The organism is Neobacillus sp. NRS-1170 (assembly GCF_050468025.1).
In genome coordinates, this window is the sequence record NZ_JBITPF010000042.1 from 22914 (window position 1) to 29139 (window position 6226).

At 46.5% G+C, this 6226-nt stretch carries 7 protein-coding genes; all 7 read right to left on the reverse strand.

What is annotated here, in order from left to right:
• Positions 1 to 105: 105 nt before the first annotated feature.
• Positions 106 to 735: a uracil phosphoribosyltransferase gene (gene upp / locus ACIFOT_RS19445; protein WP_289987493.1), complete on the reverse strand. Its 630-nt coding sequence runs from the start codon at positions 733 to 735 to the stop codon at positions 106 to 108.
• A gap of 158 nt (positions 736 to 893) precedes the next feature.
• Positions 894 to 2135, reverse strand: coding sequence for a serine hydroxymethyltransferase (gene glyA / locus ACIFOT_RS19450; RefSeq protein WP_430066995.1), 1242 nt, complete (start codon positions 2133 to 2135; stop codon positions 894 to 896).
• 169 nt (positions 2136 to 2304) lie between these two features.
• Entirely contained in the window at positions 2305 to 2871 is a 567-nt protein-coding gene (locus ACIFOT_RS19455; protein WP_430066996.1) for a TIGR01440 family protein, read from the reverse strand.
• A 29-nt stretch (positions 2872 to 2900) separates the two neighbouring features.
• Positions 2901 to 3347: a ribose 5-phosphate isomerase B gene (rpiB, locus tag ACIFOT_RS19460; RefSeq protein ID WP_430066997.1), complete on the reverse strand. Its 447-nt coding sequence runs from the start codon at positions 3345 to 3347 to the stop codon at positions 2901 to 2903.
• Positions 3348 to 3442: 95 nt separating this feature from the next.
• Complete coding sequence (locus ACIFOT_RS19465; RefSeq protein WP_430066998.1) at positions 3443 to 3883, reverse strand: low molecular weight protein arginine phosphatase; 441 nt, start codon at positions 3881 to 3883, stop codon at positions 3443 to 3445.
• 75 nt (positions 3884 to 3958) lie between these two features.
• Positions 3959 to 5425, reverse strand: coding sequence for a C39 family peptidase (locus ACIFOT_RS19470; RefSeq protein ID WP_430066999.1), 1467 nt, complete (start codon positions 5423 to 5425; stop codon positions 3959 to 3961).
• Between the two features lie 74 nt (positions 5426 to 5499).
• Entirely contained in the window at positions 5500 to 6066 is a 567-nt protein-coding gene (locus tag ACIFOT_RS19475; protein WP_430067000.1) for a manganese efflux pump MntP family protein, read from the reverse strand.
• Between the last annotated feature and the right edge of the window lie 160 nt (positions 6067 to 6226).

Below are 6226 nucleotides of genomic sequence, written 5' to 3' on the forward strand. Positions count from 1 at the left end.
AGCCAATTTTTGTAAAAAACAAACACCAAAAAGCGCTCGAGCCCCATCCTTACCATACTTTCCGCTAAACAAAAAAGCCGAGGGATCTCGACTTTTCCAAAAAACTTATTTTGTTCCAAACAAGCGGTCGCCGGCATCGCCTAGACCTGGTACGATGTAGCCGTGGTCGTTCAATTTCTCGTCCAAAGCGGCGATGTAAATATCTACGTCCGGATGCTCAGTTTTTACTGCCTCGACGCCTTCAGGTGCGGCAATTAAACACATAAATTTGATGTTTTTGGCGCCGCGCTTTTTCAAGGCATGGATGGCATCAATCGCTGAACCGCCGGTAGCCAGCATTGGGTCAACGACGATGAAATCGCGCTCTTCTACATCACTTGGAAGCTTTACATAGTATTCAACAGGCTTTAAGGTTTCCGGATCGCGGTATAAGCCGACATGGCCCACCTTTGCTGCCGGAATACATTTTAACATCCCATCTACCATGCCGATTCCTGCGCGCAAAATCGGAACAAGGCCTAATTTTTTCCCGGAAAGGACCTTTGAATTTGTCTTGCAAACCGGTGTTTCAATCTCAATATCTTCAAGCGGCATATCCCTTGTGATTTCAAACGCCATCAATGTTGCCACTTCATCAACGAGCTCGCGGAACTCCTTTGTTCCTGTATTTATGTCGCGTATGTACGTAAGTTTATGCTGGATAAGCGGATGGTCGAAGACGTATACCTTTGCCACAATAATCGCCCCTTTTAGTAAAATAATAATTAACTTCGTCTCATTTTACAGAAAAATAATACAATGAGCAACTCGGATACAGGGTCCGGAAACAAGTTAGATTTTTCAAAAAAAAACCGGCCTAATTATCAAATGTAATTAGGCCGATTCTCTGCTGCTTAATATTCTGGGTATAAAGTAAATTTACTTGTTAAAGCTTCAACGCGTCCGCGTGCTTCCTCAAGCTTCGCTTCGTCTTCGTGATTTTTCAAAGTGAAAGCAATGATCGAAGCAATTTCGTCCATTTCGTCTAAACCGAAGCCGCGTGATGTAACCGCTGCTGTACCGATGCGGACACCGCTTGTTACAAACGGGCTGTTTTGATCGAATGGAATCGTGTTTTTATTAACGGTGATGCCGATTTCGTCGAGTACCTTTTCAGCAACTTTTCCAGTTAAGCCGAGGCTTGTTACATCTACTAATAATAAGTGGTTGTCCGTACCGCCGGAAACTAATGTTAAGCCTTCTCTTACCAGGCTTTCAGCTAAACGCTGGGCATTGGCGATGATATTGCCGGCATATTCTTTAAAGCTGTCCTGCAGTGCTTCGCCAAAGGCAACCGCTTTTGCTGCGATCACGTGCATCAATGGACCGCCCTGGATGCCTGGGAAGATGGATTTATCAATCTTCTTGCCGAATTCCTCTTTGCAAAGGATCATCCCGCCGCGAGGACCGCGTAAGGTTTTATGTGTAGTTGTCGTTACGAAATCTGCGTATGGCACTGGATTTTGGTGCAGGCCTGCTGCCACAAGACCGGCAATGTGCGCCATATCCACCATAAGGTAAGCGCCGACTTCATCAGCGATTTCACGGAACTTAGCAAAATCGATTGCGCGCGGATAAGCACTCGCACCGGCAACGATTAGCTTAGGCTTGTGCTCAAGAGCTTTCGCACGAACATCATCGTAGTTGATGCGGTGAGTGGTTTCATCCACACCGTATTCAACGAAATTATATTGGATACCACTGAAGTTGACCGGGCTGCCGTGTGTTAAGTGGCCGCCGTGGGATAAATTCATGCCAAGCACTGTGTCGCCTTGCTCTAAGATCGTGAAGTAAACGGCCATATTGGCTTGTGCACCGGAATGCGGCTGAACGTTGACATATTCCGCTCCAAAAATCTGCTTCGCACGGTCGCGGGCAAGATCTTCAACGATATCAACATATTCACAACCGCCATAATAACGGCGTCCTGGATATCCCTCTGCGTATTTGTTCGTTAAAACTGACCCCTGTGCCTCCATTACAGCTTCACTGACAAAGTTTTCTGAGGCAATTAATTCGATTTTAGTACGCTGACGGCCAAGTTCTTTTTGAATCGCTTGAAAGACCTGCTCGTCCTGTTGAGACAAATGCTTCATGATTATCCCCCTTATATGTAAAAGACTGTGGACTATTTCGAAAATTCCTTTTTTATTTTAACACGAACTATAATGAAATAAAAGAGAAACATTTTTCGTTTTTTTAACAAATTCACGATTAATTACATGAATTAGCCATTTAATTAACAGTAAAACACGAACATTAGGATTAAGAACAGCTTGAATTTTCGTCTTTTCGTTCATACACCGCTCTGGCGCCGCCGATCAGCTTCGGCCGCGTTTTGGCAAGTGTCACATGGGCATGGCCGACATTTTTCTGACTCACACGCAACGGCACGGCAACATGCTTCAAGTGCATGCCAATGAACGTATGGCCGATATCAATTCCCGCCTCTGCCTTCACGAATTCCACGACAACGGCATCGTCCATATTTTCAAACGCATACGTCGCCATCGCCCCGCCAGCGGTTCGGGCTGGGACAACTGAAACCTCATCCAAGTGCCGCTCAATGGCTGTTGGCCGCTCGACAACCAGCGCCCGGTTTAAATGCTCGCAGCATTGGAACGCCAGCTGGATACCAGTGTCTGCCTGCAATTTTTTTAAGCTGCGAAAAATCATTTCGGCCACGTCAAAGGTGCCGGCGGTCCCGATTCGTTCGCCAATCACTTCACTGGTGCTGCAGCCGACCACCAACAGCTGCCCCGGTTTAAACCCGGCCTGCTCTTTGAATTCTAATAGAATCGCTTCAAGTTCATTTTCCCACTCTTGGATCATCGTGAACCTCGACCTTTCTGAAAAGAAAGTTATAAATGCTTTTTCTCGTATTCCGTGATTTTGCCGACACGTCCTGCATGGCGGCCGCCTTCAAATCCCTCTGTCAGCCAGATTTCCACAATATCGCGGGCAAGCCCTGGGCCAATGACGCGTTCGCCCATAGCGAGCATATTGGTATCATTATGAGCGCGTGTTGCTTTCGCACTGAAGGTATCGTGCACAAGTGCGCAGCGGACTCCCTTCACTTTGTTCGCAGCAATGCTCATGCCAATACCTGTTCCACAAATCAGGATTCCCCTGTCAAACTCACCGCTCGCTACCTTTTCCGCCACCGGCAGCGCATAGTCCGGATAATCGACGGATGTTTCACAATCGCAGCCAAAATCCACATATTCTATCTTCAATTCTTCCAGCAGATGGGCGATTTCTTTGCGAATATTCACCCCGCCATGATCAGATGCTAATGCTACTTTCACGTTAAAACCCCCTGTAATTTAACTCAATCTTTTTTAATTTTGACATACCGCCTGAAAAATATAAAGAAAAAAAGCCCTCATCGAAGAGAGCTTATTTACGAGTTTATTTTTCCAATCGCTTTTTCAATTAATTTGTCCAGTTGATTAAAGGTTTCTTTATATTGCGCTAAATTGCCGCCGTAGGGATCGATGACATCATGGTCAAACGGTTCCCCCGTATATTCCTTCAGCGTAAATACCTTCGTGGTTGAATGAGGGTATTGCTGTTGGATGGAAAATTTATGGGAGGAGGTCATCGTTAAAATCAAATCCGCCCAGTCCACCCCTTGATTCGTTAACAGCGTGGAACGGTGGTTATGGGCTACTTTGTTGTCATCGAGCACCTGTTTTGCATGGGCCGATGCCTCGCTGCCATGTGCGGCATAAATTCCCGCGGACCTGACTTCCATCCCATCGATTTTCTTATGTCTTAAAATCGCCTCAGCCATTGGACTCCGACACGTATTTCCCGTACAAACAAATAAAATCCGCTGCACTTTAAATGCCCCCTTTCCCCCTATTATAAATCAAAATTTCCGCTATTCCAAAAGGATGAACGGTGCCTATGCAGCTTAGCGATAGGAGATGGCTTGTTTCCCCATTTGCTCCCAGCCGCGTTTGAAGGCACTGATTGTGGCTTTACGATTTTTTGTGACGCTTAGCGGGTCATTGAAATAAATGTATTGGCTGTCATAACCTGTGATGAGGACGCTGTGCTCTTTATAGGTAATGGAAATTTTTCCAGTCGGTGTATTCCAAGTTTGCCAATATTGCGAAGGAACCGTATCGAACAGCACATTGTTGATGACCCATACCGGTTTGCCGCTATTCAGATGCTTATAAATTTCCTCAAAACTGCTGCCGGTGAAATCAATAACCCAGTTTGGCAGATAGCTTTCCGCTAAATCCGCGATTGGCCCGTGGTAAACCCCAAGCCCCGGTTTATTAAACGTATACATATCGCCTACAAAACCCGTATACGGATTTCCGAAGTACACTTGGCCATTCGTTTTCGAATATGGCGTCGGGTCTTTCCGCACCTGGGAAGCAAGCGTCATTTTTGAAACGCTTTTTCCAGCATCTAGGAGCATCATGTCAAGTGACGTCACTTCACAGCCGCGCGGCAGCTCCGGCATTTGCGCCACCAACGGAACATCCAGCAGAACTGATGAAACGGAGCCCTTGCTGCCAAGATAAAAACGGTCCTTCCCGCTTTGGATCCAGCTGCCGGTCCTCATCGAGCCGTCACTATTGAGATAATACCACTTGCCACCATCCAGCAGCCAGCCCGTTTTCATTACCCCATTTGATCCAAGATAGTACCATTTACCGCCAGTGAAAACCCAGCCCGTCTGCATCGCACCTTTGCTATTCATATAGTACCAGCGGTCTCCGTCCTTCACCCAGCCGGTTAGCATCTGCCCGGAACCGCTTAGATAATACCATTTGCCGCCATTCATCAGCCAGCCCGTCTGCATGACACCCTTAGCGTCGAGAAAATACCATTTACCGCCTGTTTGAATCCATCCAGTTGCCATGGCGCCGTTATTTTTTAAAAAATACCATTTACCCCCCTCTAATAACCAGCCCGTTTTCATCACACCGGATTGGTCGAGATAATAGGCTTGGCCGTTATCAGTGATCCAGCCCGTTTGCTTTTCTCCATTTGTTCCAAAGTAATACCAAAGGCCGCCTTCTTGAACCCAGCCTGTTGCGGCAACACTAACTGATAATCCATATGTATGACCGGCCCCATCGTCTGCGGAAATCGTCAGCATCGTGCCTGCTCGCTGTTTCGGAGTGGCCACTTCAAATTTTCCTGTTGAATCGGCTGCAGCAGAGCCTAGGATCCCCTTATTGTTTTCCAATGAAACTTTTGCGTTTTCAATCGTTTTCCCTTTAATCGCCGTCGTCTGATCGGTCACTTTTTCGAATAATTGGATTTCTGAGGTTGTTTCCGCTGTTGCCAGTCCTGGAACAAGAGAATAAGAGATTACTATCAGAGCAATACAAAGTTTTCCCCAAATGTTTGGCTGCACACGCTGCCCCTCCCCAATTAATAGAATGATATATTCTACCATTCTATCTTTCAGGAAGAAAATCCTGTTTATTTTTATAAAAATTGCCAAAAGGGTGCCAGCAGTTTTAAGCCAAAGGCCAATAAAATCGCACCGCCGAGTGCCTCGCTATAGTTCCCCATCCAGCCGCTGACCTTTCTGCCGAGCAGTAAACCCGCCCATGTTTGCACGGTGGCCACGATTCCAAAGCATAAAATGACCAAAATCGTTTTGGCACCGTAAATGCCTAAGGAAAGTCCGACGGAAAAGCTGTCGAGGCTGACGCTGAGTGCGAATATGATTAAGCCAATCCCAGCAGGTGTGATAGCTTTTTCCTCCCCTTTTTTAAGGCTTGCCCAAATCATCTGCACCCCTAATATGATTAAAAGTAAGCCGCCGATAAAGGTGGCGAAGGCTCCAAATTTTTCTGATAAAAATTTGCCTGCGACGAGGCCCAAAAGCGGCATCCAAACATGGAATAGTCCAATCGTAATGCCGATTTCCAAGATATTTTTGAGCCGCAGTTTATGCATCCCCATGCCGAGCGCGACCGAAAAGGCATCCATTCCTAGTGCAAATGCCATTAATAGTAGTGTTGCGACTTCTCCAAACATCTCCGACATTCTGTCTTCGCCCCCTTGGACTAACTATTTCAGCATATGCACGTCCAATTTGTTTTAGAAGTCGAGCGGGGAAATGGCTGGGTGGTGCTAACTTCTATTTTAGCGCTTCTGGGAATTGGGGGTTACGTGACCCAAATCGTTCTTGCACTGAGATTTCGGG